This window comes from Chelatococcus sp. KU-N122, from assembly GCF_055391085.1.
Genome location: NZ_AP043981.1, coordinates 856,202 through 873,438, shown reverse-complemented (window position 1 = coordinate 873,438; position 17,237 = coordinate 856,202). Strand labels below are relative to the sequence as shown.

10 protein-coding genes are annotated in these 17,237 nt (G+C 69.1%); 3 read left to right on the top strand and 7 right to left on the bottom strand.

Annotated features, from left to right (window positions below; genetic code table 11):
* Nucleotide 1: 1 nt before the first annotated feature.
* A complete protein-coding gene (gene putA, locus ACZ5PO_RS03925) occupies nucleotides 2–3,730 on the bottom strand; it encodes a trifunctional transcriptional regulator/proline dehydrogenase/L-glutamate gamma-semialdehyde dehydrogenase (RefSeq protein WP_464190470.1) in 3,729 nt (1,242 codons plus the stop codon).
* A 233-nt stretch (nucleotides 3,731–3,963) separates the two neighbouring features.
* On the opposite strand from putA, the gene ACZ5PO_RS03920 reads away from it, so the two are divergent.
* Nucleotides 3,964–5,958 carry a hybrid sensor histidine kinase/response regulator gene (locus tag ACZ5PO_RS03920; protein WP_464190467.1) on the top strand — a complete coding sequence of 665 codons (1,995 nt, stop codon included), beginning with the start codon at nucleotides 3,964–3,966 and terminating at the stop codon, nucleotides 5,956–5,958.
* Between the two features lie 58 nt (nucleotides 5,959–6,016).
* Here the strand turns inward: ACZ5PO_RS03920 and ACZ5PO_RS03915 are convergent, their stop codons facing one another.
* The 5 genes from ACZ5PO_RS03915 to ACZ5PO_RS03895 all read right to left on the bottom strand — a co-directional run bounded on the left by ACZ5PO_RS03915 (nucleotide 6,017) and on the right by ACZ5PO_RS03895 (nucleotide 12,034).
* The gene (locus ACZ5PO_RS03915) at nucleotides 6,017–7,510 is read right to left on the bottom strand and encodes a long-chain-fatty-acid--CoA ligase (RefSeq protein WP_464190465.1); all 1,494 of its coding nucleotides are present in this window, start codon (nucleotides 7,508–7,510) and stop codon (nucleotides 6,017–6,019) included.
* A gap of 107 nt (nucleotides 7,511–7,617) precedes the next feature.
* Nucleotides 7,618–8,070, bottom strand: coding sequence for a VOC family protein (locus tag ACZ5PO_RS03910; RefSeq protein WP_464190463.1), 453 nt, complete (start codon nucleotides 8,068–8,070; stop codon nucleotides 7,618–7,620).
* Nucleotides 8,071–8,200: 130 nt separating this feature from the next.
* On the bottom strand, nucleotides 8,201–9,409 hold the full coding sequence (locus tag ACZ5PO_RS03905; RefSeq protein ID WP_464190462.1) for an ABC transporter substrate-binding protein: 1,209 nt from the start codon (nucleotides 9,407–9,409) through the stop codon (nucleotides 8,201–8,203).
* A 124-nt stretch (nucleotides 9,410–9,533) separates the two neighbouring features.
* Nucleotides 9,534–10,325 carry a 2-keto-4-pentenoate hydratase gene (locus tag ACZ5PO_RS03900; RefSeq protein ID WP_464190460.1) on the bottom strand — a complete coding sequence of 264 codons (792 nt, stop codon included), beginning with the start codon at nucleotides 10,323–10,325 and terminating at the stop codon, nucleotides 9,534–9,536.
* A 59-nt stretch (nucleotides 10,326–10,384) separates the two neighbouring features.
* Nucleotides 10,385–12,034: an acyl-CoA dehydrogenase family protein gene (locus ACZ5PO_RS03895; RefSeq protein ID WP_464190458.1), complete on the bottom strand. Its 1,650-nt coding sequence runs from the start codon at nucleotides 12,032–12,034 to the stop codon at nucleotides 10,385–10,387.
* A 118-nt stretch (nucleotides 12,035–12,152) separates the two neighbouring features.
* Here ACZ5PO_RS03895 and ACZ5PO_RS03890 point away from each other — a divergent pair, with 118 nt between their 5' ends.
* Complete coding sequence (locus ACZ5PO_RS03890) at nucleotides 12,153–12,908, top strand: hypothetical protein (protein WP_464190456.1); 756 nt, start codon at nucleotides 12,153–12,155, stop codon at nucleotides 12,906–12,908.
* Nucleotides 12,909–13,378: 470 nt separating this feature from the next.
* Here ACZ5PO_RS03890 and ACZ5PO_RS03885 read toward each other — a convergent pair whose 3' ends face one another.
* Nucleotides 13,379–15,727, bottom strand: a complete 2,349-nt coding sequence (locus ACZ5PO_RS03885; RefSeq protein ID WP_464190454.1) for a Tex family protein — start codon at nucleotides 15,725–15,727, stop codon at nucleotides 13,379–13,381.
* Nucleotides 15,728–15,915: 188 nt separating this feature from the next.
* Between ACZ5PO_RS03885 and ACZ5PO_RS03880 the strand changes: the two genes are divergently transcribed.
* Nucleotides 15,916–17,229, top strand: coding sequence for an acyl-CoA dehydrogenase family protein (locus ACZ5PO_RS03880; protein ID WP_464190451.1), 1,314 nt, complete (start codon nucleotides 15,916–15,918; stop codon nucleotides 17,227–17,229).
* The last annotated feature ends 8 nt before the right edge of the window (nucleotides 17,230–17,237 follow it).

Genomic DNA, 17,237 nt, shown 5'->3' with positions numbered 1-17,237 from the left:
CTCAGACGAGCGCCATCAGGCTCGCGTTGCCGCCGGCCGCGGCCGTGTTGGCGCTGACCGAGCGCTCCGCCATCAGCAGCGCGAGGGGGAAGGTGCCCGACTGGAGATCGTCGGGCAGCGCCCTCCAGACCGGCGCAATGGGGCCGGGCCGGAGCGCGAGCGCGCGGCTGAACGCCGTCAGGTCCTCCGGCGCGGCTGCTTCGACCAGGGCAATGTCGAAGGCCATGTCGGGCGCCTCCCGCGCCAGCCGCACGCGGCCGCTCAGGTCGTCAGGCAGGCCGGCGATCTCGGGCTCGAGCGCCGGCGGAATGTCGAGCAGGGCGCGCTCGCCCACCACCAGCGCGGCGGTGACCTGAAGCTGCAGGCCGGCGACCGAGGCGGCGCGGCACAGCACGGTGGCGCGTGGCGTCGGCGCGTAGGTGTTGCGCTCGCCCACCGGCCCGGCGAGCGTCGCGGGCGCGCGCGATGGGGCGGAGCCGAGGAGGCGGGCACAGGCCGCCGCCGCGGCCGCGCCGGTCTCGCGCAGCCAGCCGACCCAGCGGGCGGCGGCCTCCGGCGCGGTGTCGGCTGCCGCCGCCGGCGCAGCCACCCGCAGCAGCCGCTGCAGGTAGAGCGGGCCGCCGGCCTTCGGCCCTGTGCCCGACAGGCCGTGCCCGCCGAACGGCTGCACGCCGACGACGGCGCCGATGATGTTGCGGTTGACGTAGATGTTGCCGGCGGCGACCCGGCTGGTGACGTGGGCGATGGTCTCGTCGAGGCGCGTGTGCAGGCCGAAGGTCAGCGCGTAGCCCGTGGCGTTGATGGCCGCGATGAGGGCGTCGAGGCCGTCGCGTCGGTAGCGCAGCACGTGCAGCACGGGCCCGAAGACCTCGCGGCGGAGCTCCGCCACGTCGGCGATCTCGATGATCGTCGGCGGCACGAAGGTGCCGTGGCGGCAAGCCTCCGGCAGCGGCAGCTGGTGCACCGGCCTGCCCGCCGCCCGCATCGCCGCGACATGCTCCAGGATGGAGCGCTGCGCCTCGGTGGTGATGATCGGCCCGACGTCGGTCGACAGGCGCTGTGGGCTGCCGACGGCGAGCTCCGCCAGCGCGCCCTTCAGCATCGTCAGGATCGGATCGGCGACGTTCTCCTGCAGGCACAGCAGGCGCAGGGACGAACAGCGCTGGCCGGCCGAATCGAAGGCCGACTGCAGCACGTCGGCGACGACCTGCTCGGGCAGTGCCGAGGAATCGACGATCAGCGCGTTCTGGCCGCCGGTCTCCGCGATGAGCGGCACTGGCCGCCCGTCCGCGCCGAGACGCTCGGCGAGCGTGGCGTTGATCCGACGCGCCACCTCGGTCGAGCCGGTGAACATGACGCCCTGCGTGCGGGGATCGGCCACGAGGGCTGCGCCGACGCGGCCGTCGCCGGGCAGCAGCTGCAACGCCGCGGCGGGCACGCCGGCTTCGCGCAGAATGGCGACGGCCGAACCTGCGGTCAGCGGTGTCTCCTCGGCCGGCTTGGCGATCACCGGGTTGCCGGCGGCGAGCGCCGCCGCGATCTGGCCCGTGAAGATGGCCAGGGGGAAGTTCCACGGGCTGATGCAGACCACCGGGCCGAGCGGCGCCGGCGCGGAGCCGGCGAGCCGATCGCCCGCCTGGCCGCCGTAGTAGCGTAGAAAATCGACGGCCTCCCGCACCTCGCTGGCACTGTCCGGCAAGGTGCGCCCGGCTTCGCGCACGATGACGCCCATCAGCTCGGGCATGCGCGCTTCCATGAGGTCGGCCGCACGGAGGAGGCAGCCGGCGCGCTCGGGCGGCGGCGTCGCGGCCCAGCCCGCGGCGGCCGCCTCGGCGAGCGCCAGGGCGCGGTCGACGGTCTCACCCGTCGCCTCGACCACCTCGCCCACCACGTCGCGGTGGTCGGCGGGGTTGAGCACCGACCTGCCGATGCCGCCTGGAGCGGGACCGTGCTGCGGATGGCCGTCGCCGATGAGGGGGATCGACCGCAGTCGCGTTCGCGCGCCTGCCGTCAGGCGCCCGGCCAGCGCGGCGAGCTCGCTGTCGCTGGCCAGGTCCAGGCCGCGCGAGTTGCGCCGGCCGTCCGGAAACAGCTGTCGCGGCAGGGCGATGCCGGGATGCGGCGCGCCGGGTGGATCGATGCGCTGCGCCTGTGCCACCGGGTCGACGATCAGCGTCTCGACCGCCACCTCCGGATCGGCCACGCGGTGGACGAAGGAGCTGTTGGCGCCGTTCTCCAGCAGGCGCCGCACCAGATAGGCGAGCAGCGTCTCGTGCGTGCCGACCGGTGCGTAGATCCGGCAGGGCCGGTTCAGCTTGGCCGGTCCGACGATCTCGTCGTAGAGCGGCTCGCCCATGCCGTGCAGGCATTGGAACTCGTAGTCGGTGCCGCGTCCATCGGCGATGGCCATCACGGCCGCCACGGTCTGGGCGTTGTGGGTGGCAAACTGCGGAAAGACGGCGTCCGGCGCCGCCAGCAGCCGCTTGGCGCAGGCGAGATAGCAGACGTCGGTGTAGACCTTGCGCGTGAAGACGGGGAAGCCGTCCAGGCCGTCGACCTGGGCCCGCTTGATCTCGCTGTCCCAGTAGGCGCCCTTGACCAGGCGGATCATCAGCCGATGGCCGCTGCGGCGGCCGAGATCGACCAGATAGTCGACGACCGCGGGGCAGCGCTTCTGGTAGGCCTGGACGACGAAGCCGAGGCCGTTCCACCCGGCCAGCGCCGGGTCGAAGCACAGGGCCTCCAGTACATCGAGCGACAATTCCAGCCGGTCGGCCTCCTCCGCGTCGATATTGAGGCCGATCCGGTAGCGCCGGGCCAGGGCGGCGAGGCGGGCCGCACGGGGCACCAGCTCGGCCATCACCCGCCGCCGCTGCGAGCGGGCGTAGCGGGGGTGCAGGGCCGACAGCTTGATCGAGATGCCGGGCCCCTCGTAGATGCCGCGGCCGTGCGCGGCGGCGCCGATGGCGTGAATGGCCTCCTCGTAGGCGGCGAAATAGCGGGCGGCGTCGGCGGCCGTCATCGCCGCCTCGCCGAGCATGTCGTAGGACAGCCGGTAGCCTCTGGCCTCCATGCGGCGGCCGTGGGCGAGCGCCTCGGCGATGCTCTCGCCGGCGACGAACTGCTCCCCCAGCAGCCGCATGGCGATGTCGAGGCCCGCGCGGATCAGCGGCTCGCCACCCTGCGCCACGAGCCGCGTCAGCGCGCTCCACAGGCTCGCATCGCTGCGGGTCGCGACCAGCCGGCCGGTGATCACCAGGCCCCAGGTGGCGGCGTTGACGAAGAGCGACGGGCTGTGGTGCACATGCGCCAGCCAGTCGCCGAAGCCGATCTTGTCACGGATCAGCGCGTCGCGCGTGTCGAGGTCGGGGATGCGCAGCAACGCCTCCGCCAGGCACATGAGGGCCACGCCCTCCTGCGACGACAGCGCGTATTCGCGAATGAGCGCCTCGACCAGGTTGCGGTGGCCCTTGGCCCGGAGCGCCTGGACCAGGCGGCCGGCCCGCGCTGCCACATCAGCCGCCAGATCCGCCGGCAGCGCCGCCTCGGCGATCAGCGGCGGCACGCATTCCGGCTCGGGCCGGCGCGTGGCGGCGGTGATCGCCGCGCGCCAGGGCGAAGGCGCATCCGGGAGCGTCAGCTCCGGGAAGGGGGAGGCCGGGAAAGGGTCGACTGTCGCGCTGTCCATAGCCGCTTTGCCAGGGCATGTCTCCGCCTTGGATGGGGGCATCCAAGGCGGAGAAACGCTCCTAATTTGCTGAATCTGGAGCGCCTCTTGGCGATTGGGTGGGGCCACCCGATCGCCAAGCGCTCCAGGCACCTGCCGGTGCTGCCACAAAGATGGCGGTGCGCAGGCGTGAACGCCAGTTGCGGCGCGGGTCCCGCCGTCCCGCACCGGAACATTCTGTTCGTCTCGGGAGATGAATGGCTTATGCTGCAAAGGCCGGGGGACGGGCGGGTTGCATGAGCCACGTCGAGCGTCAGTCTGTCGATCCGTGGGATGAGGAGGCCGAGCTTCGGGCGCGACTGGCCGCCGTCGAAGGCAATCTCGCCAACAGCTTCGTCTATCAGATCCATGCCGCCGCCGACGGCACCGGCCGGCGCTTCGTCTATCTGTCACCCGCTTGCGAGACCATTACCGGCGTTCCGGTCGCGGCGGCGCTCGCCGACCCGGGCCTGCTCCATTCACTGATCGTCGACGGCGACCGCGAGCGGCTGCTGGCGGCGGAGCGGGTGGCCCACGACACCGTCACGCCGTTCCTGTTCGAAGGCCGTGTCCGCAGGGCCGATACGGGCGAGATGCGGCACTGCCGGATTCGTTCGACACCGCGCGTGCGGCCGGACGGCAGCTATGTCTGGGACGGCATTCACACCGACACGACGGACCAGATCGTCGCGCAGGAGAGGCTGCGCCAGCGTGAATCCGAGCTCGCCCTGGTGCAGCGCATCGGCGGCGTGGCCGGCGTCGACGTCGATCTCGCCAACGGCTTCCGCAACCGCCGCTCGCCGGAATACCTGCAACTGCACGGGCTACCCCCGGACGCCCGCAGCGAGCAGCACGAAGCGTGGGTCGCCAGGCTGCATCCCGACGATCGCGCCGCCACGGACGAGGCCTTCCGCGCCGCCGTCGCCGGCCCGGCTGCGGACTACGCGGCCGAGTACCGCATCATCCGGCCCAGCGACGGGCAGGTGCGCTGGCTCGCCGTGCGGGCGCAGATCGAACGGGACGCCGCCGGCCAGCCGCTACGGCTGTTCGGCGCCCATATCGACGTCACCGAGCGCAAGAAGGCGGAGGACGAGCTTCGCCTGCTGAACGAACGCCTCGAAGCGATGGTCGAGGAGCGCACCAAGCAGCTCGTCCACTCCCAGAAGATGGAGAGCCTCGGCCAGCTCACCGGCGGTGTCGCGCACGATTTCAACAACCTGCTGATGGCGATCCTCGGCAGCCTGGAGCTGCTGCGCAAGCGCCTGCCGCAAGAGCCCAAGGCGCAGCGGCTGCTGGACAACGCCATCAGCGCGGCAGAGCGCGGCAGCGCGCTGACCCAGCGGCTGCTCGCCTTCACGCGCCAGCAGCAGCTCAAGCCGACCGCCGTCGATGTCGAGGCGCTGGTGCGGGGCATGCGGGGCCTGCTCGAGCAATCCCTGGGCGCCGGTGTCAGCCTTGGCTGCACGTTCGACGCCGGGCTCGCCCCGGCCCACATCGACCCGACCCAGCTGGAGCTGGCCATTCTCAACCTCGCGGTGAACGCGCGCGACGCCATGCCGACGGGCGGCCGGGTGTCGATCCGCGGCCGGGCGGCGGATCACGGGCCGGACGAGGCGCGCGGCCGCTTCGTCGTCATCGAGGTTGCCGATACGGGCCACGGCATGGACGCGCAGACGCTGGCGCGGGCGACGGAGCCGTTCTTCACCACGAAGGGCGTCGGCAAGGGGACCGGCCTCGGGCTGTCGATGATCCATGGACTTGCCGAGCAGTCGGGCGGGCATTTCCGGCTGTCGAGCGCACCGGGCGAGGGCACGACGGCGGAGCTCTGGCTACCGCTCGCCCGCGGCGGCACACGGGCACGCGAGCCTGCTGCGACGGCGCCGCGCGGCCCGTCGCGCGGGCGCCTCCGCACCGTGCTGCTGGTCGACGACGATCCGCTGGTGCTCACCGGCACCGCCGGCATGCTGGAGGATCTGGGCTACCGGGTCATTGAGGCGCGGTCGGCGCGGTCGGCGCTCGATATCCTGGCGCGCGGCGTGGCGGCGGACGTGCTGATGACCGATCACGCCATGCCCGGCATGACCGGTGCCGCCCTCGCCGGGCAGGCCAAGGCATTGCGGCCCGGCCTGCCGGTGCTGCTGGCGACCGGCTATGCCGATCCGGGCGACACGGAAGCCGTCGGGGCGCGCCTGGCGAAGCCGTTCCGCCGGGAGACGCTCGCCATCGCGCTTGCCGATCTGCTCGGCCCGTAGATGACGACGTGGAGCATCTCTATCCGATCAGATGAGTCCATCTGGGAGAGTGACGTAGCTACGAGGCACGCAAGACCTGCTTCAAGATCTTGCCGACGGCGTTGCGCGGGAGGGCGTCCACGAAGTGGACGCCTTTCACGCATTTGTAGCTGGCGAGCCGGGCGCGGCAGGCGCCGACGATATCGGCTTCCGTGACGACGGCGCCCGGCTTCCTGACCACATAGGCGACGGGGATCTCTCCCCAGCGCTCGTCGGGGCAGCCGATCACCGCGACCTCGGCGACACCGTCCACGGTGCCGACAACAGCCTCGAGCTCGGCTGAGTAGATGTTCTCGCCGCCGCTGATGATCATGTCCTTGATGCGGTCGACGAGATGGACGAAGCCATCCCCGTCGACCCTGCCGACGTCGCCGGAACGATACCAGCCGTCATGCAGCGCAGCGCGAGTCGCCGGCTCATTGTTCCAGTAACCGTCGAACAGCATCGGCCCCCGGCACCAGATCTCGCCGTCGCCGCCGGCGGGCACGTCCTCCAGGGTCGTGGGATCGACGACCCTGAGCTCGCCAAGCATCAGTGGCTTGCCCTGCGAGCTGGCATGGGCGAGGCCCATCTCGGGCGTCCAGAAGGTCAAGGCGCCGCTGAATTCCGTGATGCCATAGACCTGCTGTATGTCGATCCCGAGCGCCATGCCCGCCTCGATCAAGCTCTTGGGCACATAGGCGGCGCCGCAGGTCACCCAGCGCAGGCTGCCCATATCGCCATCGGTCCTGCTCGCGAGCAGGGCTTGCAGCATGACCGGAACGCTCATCATGCTCGTGATGCGCTCCTCCCCAATGATCCGCCACACCTGAACGGGATCGAAGTCGGCCATGAGGACCGTGGTCGAGCCAACCAGCACATTGGTGAACAGCGGGCACAGGCCGCCGATGTGAAACATGGGCGCGACCAGCAGGAACCGGTCGTCCCTGCGCCAGTCGAGCGTCGTGCAGTTGCCCTGTGCTGCCGCCAGCAGGGCCGCGTGCCCGAGCATCGCGCCTTTCGGACGCCCCGTGGTGCCGGAGGTGTACATGATCACCGCCGGGACGGCCTTCGCCCGGATCCGCCTGGATGTCGGTCTCGGCGCCGCGGCTGCAACGACCTCGCGGAACGGCGTTCCCGCCCCGCCCTCGCCGTCGTGGATCAGCGCCAGATCCGGCCGGGTGGCGGCGAGCTCGTTCACCGCAGGTGCAAATGCGCCGTCATACAGCAGGACGCTCGCTGCGCTGTCGGAGAGGATATAGTCGAGTTCTGCCGTCTGCAGACGCCAGTTGAGCACCACCACGGTGGCGTTCACACGCGCTGCGGCGAAGACCGCCGTGGCCAGAAGATCACTATTCTTCGCCAGCACCGCGACGCGATCGCCATCGCTGATGCCTCGTGCCGACAGGTGGTGCGCCAGGCGCGAGCAGCGCTCGTCGAACTCGGCAAAGGTCCAGCGTCCGCCGTGACTGACGATGGCCTCGCGCGATGGCGTCAGCGCCGCCCGTTGGGACAGCAGGTCACTGAGATGCATGCTCATGATCGTCCTGAAAGAGTGGCGGCTTGCTGCGATGTCCGTGAGTGCCGAGAGCGCCGCCAGGCGAAACGCCCCGACGTGGAGCGGATGCGGGGCCGCAAGGTTCAGGCGAGCCCATAGTAGGCCTGAACCTCGGGGATGCCGCTGTCGCCGGGATCGAAGACTTCGATGACGACTCCGTCAGGGCCGCCGAGCATGAAGTAGCCACCGCCCCCATCGAAGCGCCGGATCGGATTGGGGATCGATAGGCCGGCAGCCTTCATGCGATCGTAGAGCTCATCGAGGCCGGCGACCTGCATGCCGATATGATGGATGGCATTCTTGCCGTCGCCGCGCGGCGTCTGGTCGTAGAGGTGCAGCGCGCCGATGCCGATCTTCATGAAGACATTGCGCGCGCCGGCGACATCGCCGTCCCAGGCGACTCTCGCCTCGAACCATTTCGTGAAGAAGGCAATCGTTGCGTCGATGTCGGACGCGAAGAGGTGCGCATGGTGCATGTGGTAGCGTTGACCCGTGCCGTAGGGGCAGCGGAACGCGTCGGAGGCGGGTTCGTTCATGCGGAAGAGCTCCCATCGGCTCTGAGCATTCGGCAAGGAGCGGAAGCGCCCTTGCGGCGACGCGCGACGGAGCATGGCGTGAGCCACGCGCCGTCGCGTCCGGAGTTTCGGTCCGACGGCAATGTCGCCGTCACTTGGACCGGATGACGTCGCCAAAGACGTTCCAGCGCCCGTTCTTGAATTCGGCCATGTAGCCTTCGCGAAGAGGCCTGTAGTCGGACGGTGTCGTGTTCAGCGTGATGCCTGGAAGCAGCAGCGGCAGCTTCACGTCTTTCATCGTCGCCGCCATGAGCATGATGTTCTCGCGCGTCAGGTCGTTGCCGGCACGCTTCAGCACATCGGTGATGGCGCCGCCCATCGTGTACGCATAGAGATTATAGGTATCGTACGGGTTGGCGCCCGCAACGTACTTGGCCATGAAGCGCTTGTACTCCTCCATGGCCGCATCGCTGTTCTCGCCCGGGACGGGGAACTTGAACGCCAGGATGGTCATGATGCCGTCGGCGGCGTCGAAGCCCGCGGGCTTCAGGATGGCATCGGGGTTCGAGCAGCTCGACGCCAGGAAGCGTATCGGGCGCCAGCCGATCTCATGGAGCTTGCGCAGCGTCTGGGAGCACGCTTTCGGTGTGGTGCTATAGATCATCAGCGCATCGGCGCCCGTCGCCTTCAGCGCCAGGATCTGCGTATCGACGGTCGGGTCCGCCAGCTCGAACGGCACCGCGCCGGCGATGATCTTATCAGCGTCGGCCCCCAGCGCTTCGCGGGTCGCTCTCAGGTATTCCTTACCGGCGTCATCGTTCTGATAGAGGATTGCGATACGGGCGTCGGGCTTCTTCTTCTGCACATAGTGGAGGTAAAACCTGGCTTCGTCCTCGTACGGCGGCTGCCACGGGAGCGCCATCGTCCAGGGGAAGTTCTTCGGATCGTTCCACTTGGACGCGGAGCTGACGGCGAAGATCGAGGGCACCTTCTTCGCGGTCAGATACTTCTGTGTCGCGGTGATGTTCGCCGTCGCGATGGCGCCTAGGATGAAAGCGACCTCGTCGCCCTCGACGAGCTTTCGCGTCTGCTCCACCGCCTTGGGCGGCGAATAGCCGTCGTCCCGGCTGAGGAACGTGATCTTGCGGCCGTTGATGCCGCCGCTCTCGTTGAGCATTGCAAAGTAACCGTCGAGTACTTTGCCCATCGTCCCCACCGATGAGGCGGGGCCGCTGTAAGGCGCCGTGTTGCCGATCTTGATGTCGGTTGCCGACGTGCCGGGTCCGTACTTCGCCTCGTCGGCGAACGACAGCGCGGTCGTCGCCATGAGGAATGCGGCGGCGATGGCGGCCCGTGTCATTGTGTTCCTCTCCCTGCTCTTGAGCTTCTGTTGACGACGCGCACATGCCTCCCCGCGCCCGGAACCGCTGTTCCGTTCGTTGAGACCGCCCGCGAACCTGAAAGAATGGCGCCCGGCGGCGCCGCTATTCGAACTGGATGACGATCGGCTCGAGCCCCTCGAAAAGCGCGCGCGCGGTCTGACCTCTGGAAACCGGAACCATGCCTGTCATCGAGCCGGTGCTGATCATCTCGCCGGCCTTCAGCCCATCGCCGAAGCGGGTGCGGCGCTCTTCGGCGAGCCAGAGCAGCGGGCGGAGCGGATGCCCCATCACGTCGCCCGTCGCCCCCCGGCAGATGACCTTTCCGTCGATCTCCAGCGTCACCTCGATGGTCTCGAGGCCGTTGCGGACATCGGGAAGGGCGGGCCCGAACACGTAGCGCCCGCCGGCGCTGCCATCGGCGAGGATCGCCGTCATGGGTGGCCTGGGGCGTGTCGGCAGGCGGCATTCGGCGACTTCCACGCCCGCATGCACGCTCGCCGTGGCATCGACGATCTCGTCGAGCGTCCACGGCTCGTCACGTGCCGGCAGGTCCCGCCCCAACGTCGCGAAGCACTCGCATTCGACGAGGGGGTCAAGCAGCTCATCCCGCTTCAGCCTCGCCGGCGACGTCGATGCAAACCGCCGGAACGTGCGTCCGTAGATCGGCTCGCTGACGCCGAGCCTCTCCTGGATGGAGCGCGTGGTGGCCGCGATCTTCCAGCCGAGCGGCTCCCAGCCCAGCGCGTCGGCAACGGCGCCGTCGACCTGGTAGGCTTCCAGCGTATCGGCCGGAATCAAGCCGTCGGCGAGCGGCTGCGCCTGCCGGCCGGAGCGGCGCGCCTCGGCGAGGATGTGAACCAACGGAACCAGGCGCTCGGGCACGGGCGAGTTCATATCGCGGCACCGTCCTCTATCGCTTGAATCACAACGATTGTCGCGGGGCGCGTCACGGCTCAATGCGAGCCGTGACGGGCGAGGATGGCCTTCGCGTCGACGGCCGCGGGCAGCGTTCCGAATGTCCGCCCACTCTGTCCGGCGATGCGAGTCTGAACGAAGGCATCCGACACGGCGTGCGGGGCGTGCTGCAGCAGGATGGCGGCTTGCAGCAGCAGGGCCATGCGCTCGGCGTTGAAGCGGGCGTCGCGCTCCTGCGGGCCTGCGGTCAGTCGCTCCAGCAGCTCGGTGCAGGCGCCGTCGAAGGCTGCGCTCGCGCCCTTCGCCAGCCTCAGCTCCGCCACCATGGCGTCCAATGCGACCGGCTCCCGCGCCAGGGTGCGCATGATGTCGAGGGCAATGACGTTGCCGGAGCCTTCCCAGATCGCGTTGAGCGGCGCTTCCCGATACAAGCGCGGCAGGATGCTCTCCTCGACGTAGCCGGCGCCGCCGTGGCACTCCATGCACTCGTAGACGTAGTTCGGGTGGCGCTTGGTCAGCCAGTACTTGCTGACCGCGACGGCGAGCCGGGCGAACGCCTTCTCTTCGCCGCCCGCGGCATCGAAGGCGCGGGCGACACGCATGGTCAGCGCCACCGCCGCCTCGTACTCGAGCGCGAGGTCGGCGAGCACCGCCTCCATGACGGGCTGGTCGATCAGGGTCTTCTGGAAGGCGCGGCGGTGGCGGGTGTGGTTGAGGGCATGGGCGAAGGCCATGTGCATCATGCCCGTGGTGCCGGAGATGGTGCCGAGGCGCGTGTGGTGCACCATGTCGATGATGACGTTGACCCCGCGCCCCTCCTCGCCGAGGAGCTCGGCGAAGGCGTCGTGGTATTCGATCTCGCTCGACGCGTTCGACTTGTTGCCGAGCTTGTCCTTCAGCCGCATCACGTGGATGCCGTTGCGCTCGCCGTCCTGGGTGATGCGCGGAACCAGGAAGCAGGACAGCCCCCGGTCCGTGTACGCCAGGGTCAGGAAGGCATCGCACATCGGTGCGGAGCAGAACCATTTGTGGCCCACGAGCCGGAAGGTCCGGCGCTCCGCATCGAGCGGAAAGGCGCGGGTGGAATTGGCGCGCACGTCGCTTCCGCCCTGCTTCTCCGTCATCGCCATGCCCATGGTGATGCCGCGCTTGTCGGCGATGGGCCTGAGCTTTGCGTCATAGGTGCCGCCCAGGATCTTGCCGAGCCAGGGGCCGGTCACGTCCGGGGTGCTGCGCAGCGCCGGCACCACCGCGTAGGTCATGTTGATCGGGCACAGCACGCCGGCCTCGGCCTGGGTGAACACGGCGAGCATCGCCGCGTGAGCCACGTGGCGGCCCGGCTCATCCGCGCGCCAGGCGAGGTCGTGGATGCCGTGGTCCATGGCGAGCGCCATGAGCTCGTGATAGGCGGGGTGGAAGCGCGCCTCGTCCAGCCGGCGGCCGTAACGGTCGAAGGGCGTCAGCTCCGGGGGAAAGCGGTTCGCCAGCGCTCCGAGCTCCAGAACACGCTCAGACCCGGCGTCCCGGCCGAGGTCGTCCAGCGGCTTGTCGAGCCACGCGCCGGCCTCCCGCGCCACCGCCTCGCGGAGCGGCGTGTCGATGGCGTACAGATTGACATCGGCGAATTCGGACGGCTGGTTCGTGACCTCGTGCGTGCGCAGGTCCGTGCGGGGCGCGTAGATGGGCATGTATCTCCTCCGTCGGCGGCATCGTTGCTCCGCCCGCTGAGTCTCGCCATGAGAGTTGCTTAATTTGTCCGATAGAGTCAATAACCGCAACAACGACAAAATTTCCGCCCGGGTCCTGTTGCTCGATCTGTTCACCACCGGTCAGCGGGACACCCTTTCCTCGAACGAGATCCGAGCGATCGGCGAGGCTTTCGGGCTCAGCGACCTCGCGCTGCGGACCGCGCTGACGCGTCTTCGGGCCGAAGGGAAGCTCAGTCTGGTGTCACGCGGCGTCTATGCGCGCGGCGCCATCGCGGACCCCATACGCGATCGCGCCGCGTCCTGGTGGGAGCACCCGTTGCGACGCGTCCCCTGGGATCGCAGCTGGATGGGTGGGGTCATCAAGCCGACCAGTCTCACGCGCACACAATGGCGGCGCACGCAGTGGGCCCTCGAGTTCAACGGCTTCAGGCACGACGATTCCGGGCTATGGCTCCGCCCCAACAATCTGGCCGGCGGCTCCGAGCAGATGACGCGGGACCTGATGGCCTTCGGCGCGGACGAAACGATGCTGATTGCCCGCATGGACGGAATGTCGTCGCTTCATACCGACCGTTTCGGCAAGCTCTGGGATCTCGACGAACTGGCGCGCCACCACGACGAGGCAGCCCGCATGCTGCAGAGATCGCTGGAGGCGATGGGGAATAGAGCCGATGCGGCCGTCGAGACCCTGCTGGTCGGGCGCAAGGCCATCAGGCGAATTCTGCGCGACCCGTTGCTCCCGCCGGAGATTTCCGACAACGAATCCCTCGACAGGCTCGTCCAATGCATGATCGACTACGACAAGTTCGGGCGCGCCGTGTGGGCGGACTTCGTCGATCAGATTTCGCGGTGAAGGAACCAGCCTGAGCTTGTCGCCGTTGGGGCGTTTTGAACAGCGTCCCGCGCTGCTGCCGACAATCGATCCCGGATGTCCGACGTGACGTCTTCAACAGCCCGCTAGTGTGGCGAATCCGAAATTCGCACCACCTCGGGGCATCGCTCGGAGCGAATTTCGGATGCCTAAGCCACACTAGCAACTCTATGATTCGAGTGTGGTTTAATGGATCTGAAGGTCCTGAACATTGATGCCATGTGGGGAGCAGGAACTTCAGATCCACCACACTAGAGCATTTCTCTGCCATTGGATGGGATCATTCAATGGCAGAGGAATACTCATAGTTTTTCGAATCTGGAGCGCTTCCTGATGGGAATGCTCTGGAGCGGGATGATTTTTCTTCGAGATATCATCCCGCTCGAAGGCGTCTTTAAGCATGATCTTTCCAAGGACCGGCATCCAGGTCTTGGGATCACGCTCTTAAGGCCTCATCTCGTCCGCGGCTTGGCGGGGCCCGGCTGCAAGCCCGCCCGGCGCAGCGCGTCGGCCAGCGCGCCGCCTGGTTCGCCACCGCCGCCGCCGCGCGTGGGCGCCCCGGCGCCGCGCGGCGCGCCGGCCGGCTGTGCGCGGCGGTCCGGCCCGCGGCCGGCGGGCCTCGGCGCCGCCTCGTCGTCGAGGCGCATGCTGAGGCCGATGCGCTTGCGGGCGACATCGACGTCGACGACCTTGACCTTCACCACGTCGCCCGGTTTCACGATGGCGCGCGGATCCTTGACGAAGGTGTTGGCGAGCGCGGAGATATGCACCAGGCCGTCCTGGTGCACGCCCACGTCGACGAAGGCGCCGAAGGCGGCGACGTTGGTGACGACGCCTTCCAGCACCATGCCGGGCTTCAGGTCGCTGATCTTCTCGATGCCGTCCCGGAAGCTTGCCGTCTTGAACTCCGGCCGCGGATCGCGGCCGGGCTTCTCCAGCTCGGCCAGGATGTCCTTGACCGTGGGCAGGCCGAAGGTCGCGTCGATGAACTGCTCGGGGCGCAACGTGCGCAGCACGGTGCCGTTGCCGATCAGCCGGGCGAGGTCCTGCTGGCTCGCCGCCACGATGCGTCGGGCGACGGGATAGGCCTCCGGGTGAACGCCGGAGGCGTCGAGCGGATCGGCGGCGCCCTGGATGCGCAGGAAGCCGGCGCTGAGCTGGAACGTCTTGGGGCCGAGGCCGCTGACCTTGGTCAGCGCCTTGCGGCTGGCGAAGGGGCCGTTGGCGTCGCGGTAGGCGACGATGTTGCGCGCCATCCACTCGCCCAGGCCCGACACGCGCGCCAGCAATGGCACCGAGGCGGTGTTGACGTCGACGCCGACCGCGTTGACGCAATCCTCGACCACCGCGTCGAGCGAGCGCGACAGCTTGTGCTCGGCGAGGTCGTGCTGGTACTGGCCGACGCCGATCGACTTGGGCTCGATCTTGACCAGCTCCGCCAGCGGGTCCTGCAGCCGCCGCGCGATCGACACGGCGCCGCGCAGCGACACGTCGAGGTCGGGCAGCTCCGCGCTGGCGTAGGCCGAGGCCGAATAGACCGAGGCGCCGGCCTCCGACACCATGATGCGGGTGAGCTTGAGCTCGGCATGGCGGGCGACGAGCTCGCCGGCGAGCTTGTCGGTCTCGCGCGAGGCGGTGCCGTTGCCGATGGCGATGAGCTCGACCTTGTGCACGCGGCAGAGCTGCGACAGGCGCGCCAGCGCCTCGTCCCACTGCCGTTTCGGCTCGTGCGGATAGATCGTGTCGGTGGCGACCACCTTGCCGGTGGCGTCCACCACCGCCACCTTGACGCCGGTGCGGTAGCCGGGATCGAGCCCGAGCGTCGGGCGCGCGCCGGCCGGGGCGGCGAGCAGCAGGTCGCGCAGATTGCCGGCGAAGACGCGCACCGCCTCGTCCTCGGCGGCGGTCCACAGCCGCATGCGCAGATCGACCTCGGTCGAGCCCCTGAGCTTGGTGCGCCAGGCCCAGCGCGCTGCCTCCAGCAGCCAGCGATCGCCGGGCCGGCCGCGGTCGGCGATGGCCGCATGAACGGCGACGCGGCCTTCGTAGAGGCTGACGTAGCCCGGCTCGGAGGCGTCCTTGTCCTCCTCCAGGCGCAGGTTCAGCACCTCCTCCTTCTCGCCGCGGAACAGCGCCAGGATACGGTGCGACGGCAGCTTGGTCAGCGGCTCGGCGAAGTCGAAATAGTCGGCAAATTTCGCCCCGTCCGTCTCCTTGCCGCTGCGCACCTGCGCGGTGACGCGGCCACGCTGCCAGTAGGCCTCGCGCAGGGCGCCCAGCAGGGCCGCGTCTTCGGCCCACCGCTCGACCAGGATCGCACGGGCGCCCTCCAGGGCCGCTTCGGCCGTGGCGACGTTGCGCCCTTCGTCGACGAACGGCGCGGCCGCTTGCGCCGGCTCCACCTCGGGATGAGCCAGGAGCGTGTCGGCGAGGGGCTCCAGGCCGGCTTCACGGGCGATCTGCGCCTTGGTGCGGCGCTTGGGCTTGAACGGCAGGTACAGGTCCTCGAGCCGTGCCTTGGTCTCCGCCAAGTCGATCTCGCGCTTCAGCGCGTCGTCGAGCTTGCCCTGCTCGGTGATGCTGTCGAGGATCGCCTTGCGGCGCTCGTCCAGCTCGCGCAGGTAGCGCAGGCGCTCCTCCAGCGTACGCAGCTGCGCATCGTCGAGCGTGCCTGTCGCCTCCTTGCGGTAGCGGGCGATGAACGGCACCGTGGCGCCGCCGTCGAGCAGCTCGATCGCCGCTGCCACCTGCCGCTCGGCGACGCCGAGCTCCTGGGCGATGCGCTGGCCGATGGTCTTCAATCGCGTCTCCGCTCGATCATCCGTGGGGGGCGCTTGTTAGCGTCGCCATGCCGCCAGGGTCAAACCTGCGTCGGCGATTTCCTGTGATTAGACCGTCACGGCCGCCGCGGCAAAATTGCGGCTTTCCGCCGGCCGGATTGTAGTACAGGATTCGCCTACCAAAGAGGGTGACATTCGAGGAGATGCCTATGGCCGTCACACCGACCCAGCTCGCCGAGCTGCGCGAGCAGCTCAAGGCCTTCATGGCGCGCGAGATCTATCCCAACGAGCGGCGCTTCTATCTGGAAGGCGAGCGCCTCGGGCCCTGGTCGGCCATTCCGGTGATCGAGGAGCTGAAGGCCAAGGCCAAGGCGGAAGGCTTGTGGAACCTGTTCCTGCCCGACGATACGCGCGGCGCCGGCCTCAGCAATCTCCAGTACGCCGGGCTCTGCGAGATCATGGGCCGCTCGCTCATGGCGCCGGAGGTGTTCAACTGCGCGGCGCCGGACACCGGCAACATGGAGGTGCTGGTCCGCTACGGCACGCCCGAGCAGCAGCGCCGCTGGCTCGAGCCGCTGCTCGCCGGCGAGATCCGCTCGTCCTTCGCCATGACCGAGCCGGAGGTGGCCTCGTCCGACGCGACCAACATCGGCTGCGAGATGCGCCGGGATGGCGACGATTACGTCATCAACGGCCGCAAGTGGTACACCACCGGCGCCACCGATCCGCGCTGCAAGATCCTCATCGTCATGGGGCGCAGCAACTTCGAGGAGGGGACGAGCCCCTACCGGCAGCAGTCGATGATCCTGGTCCCCAAGGACACGCCCGGCGTCAAGGTGATCCGTCCGCTGCCGGTGTTCGGCTTCTACGGCGTGCCCGACCGCGCCTCCGAGGTGTGGCTCGACAACGTGCGCGTGCCGGCCGCCAACATGCTGCTCGGCGAGGGCCGCGGCTTCGAGATCGCCCAGGGGCGCCTTGGCCCGGGGCGCATCCACCACTGCATGCGCCTGATCGGCATGGCCGAGCGCGTGCTCGAGCGCATGTGCCGCCGCGCCGATGCCCGCGTCGCCTTCGGCAAGCCGGTGTCGGAGCAGACCGTCACGCTGGAGCGCATCGCCGATGCGCGTATCATGATCGAGCAGTGCCGGCTGCTGACCCTCAACGCGGCTCGGATGATGGACGAGGTGGGCAACAAGGAGGCCAAGCAGGAGATCGCCATGATCAAGGTGGCGGCGCCGATCATGGCCTGCCAGGTGGTCGACTGGGCGATCCAGATGTTCGGCGGCGGCGGCACCAACAACGACCACTTCCTGTCGTCGGCCTACGCCATGGCGCGCGCGCTCAGGCTCGCCGACGGGCCGGACGAGGTGCACCGTAACCAGATCGGCCGCCTCGAGCTCAAGCGCCACCGCAACATCGACCCGGCGACCACCGGAGGCTATGCCAACGGCCTCACCCGCGAGGAAGCCGAGCTCGTCGGCCGCGAAGGGCTGTGGCCGAAGCCGGCGGGCTGGGTGGCCTGAGGCCCGCC

Coding starts and splice junctions, on each gene's coding strand:
- putA (WP_464190470.1), bottom strand. CDS start 3,730: ATGCCCCCATCCAAGGCGGAGACATGCCCTGGCAAAGCGGCTATGGAC.
- ACZ5PO_RS03920 (WP_464190467.1), top strand. CDS start 3,964: ATGAGCCACGTCGAGCGTCAGTCTGTCGATCCGTGGGATGAGGAGGCC.
- ACZ5PO_RS03915 (WP_464190465.1), bottom strand. CDS start 7,510: ATGCATCTCAGTGACCTGCTGTCCCAACGGGCGGCGCTGACGCCATCG.
- ACZ5PO_RS03910 (WP_464190463.1), bottom strand. CDS start 8,070: ATGAACGAACCCGCCTCCGACGCGTTCCGCTGCCCCTACGGCACGGGT.
- ACZ5PO_RS03905 (WP_464190462.1), bottom strand. CDS start 9,409: ATGACACGGGCCGCCATCGCCGCCGCATTCCTCATGGCGACGACCGCG.
- ACZ5PO_RS03900 (WP_464190460.1), bottom strand. CDS start 10,325: ATGAACTCGCCCGTGCCCGAGCGCCTGGTTCCGTTGGTTCACATCCTC.
- ACZ5PO_RS03895 (WP_464190458.1), bottom strand. CDS start 12,034: ATGCCCATCTACGCGCCCCGCACGGACCTGCGCACGCACGAGGTCACG.
- ACZ5PO_RS03880 (WP_464190451.1), top strand. CDS start 15,916: ATGGCCGTCACACCGACCCAGCTCGCCGAGCTGCGCGAGCAGCTCAAG.